This is a genomic window from Bartonella sp. AA56HLJMS, assembly GCF_042197145.1.
Taxonomy (GTDB): Bacteria; Pseudomonadota; Alphaproteobacteria; order Rhizobiales; family Rhizobiaceae; genus Bartonella.
In genome coordinates, this window is sequence record NZ_JBHIRL010000104.1 from 1 (window position 1) to 673 (window position 673).

Consider the following 673-nt stretch of genomic DNA (forward strand, 5'->3'; position numbering starts at 1 on the left):
GTCATTGACCAAAGGCGCGATTTCTACACGCGTTATCACCTTAATGGCTCCCCCATCTTCACCTGTTACCTGTAAAGGCAACACCTTACTAAGCAACGCTAAATAAGCAGCGGGGCATTCCATAGCCTGCTTTTCCAAATAAGAAATCAAACCATCATTGCCAATTTTATTCCCAGCATTCTCAGCAGCCTTAACCACTGCTTCTTTTAAAATGCGCGTCACTTTATTTGGAACGCCTTTGACACGCCCTTGACCTGCCTTTGGTGGTATACGCTTTTTAATGGGTTGTGGAGCCTGCTGTGTATTTTCTGATGTCATAAAATACGCCCTCCAGATAATAAAAAACCCCGCATTTGCGGGGATTTTGAACTGTACATTTCCCTCTCTAGACACAATACGCCTAAGTACAGTAATGTCATTAAATACGATTTGCTACACTTTGTCAACATAAAAATAACACATATTGATAATTTCAAAGGGAATCAGTTAAACAGCACTTATGAATAATTAAGGGTTCAAAATGATGAAATCATTATCCATAACACGCATCATAACATTTATAGCTTTCTTTTCTATATCAGCGCTACCTGCATCAGCGTCATTTGGATTTATAGACAAATTGACGCGTATGTTTACAAGTGTAGATACTATAGAGAAGTATAATCAACTTTAC

Annotated in this window: 1 protein-coding gene; it reads right to left on the minus strand. The window is 38.6% G+C overall.

Annotated features, from left to right (window positions below; genetic code table 11):
- The coding region (locus ACFINI_RS10105; protein WP_375648058.1) for a hypothetical protein at window positions 1-318 on the minus strand (318 nt) is incomplete at its 3' end.
- Between the last annotated feature and the right edge of the window lie 355 nt (window positions 319-673).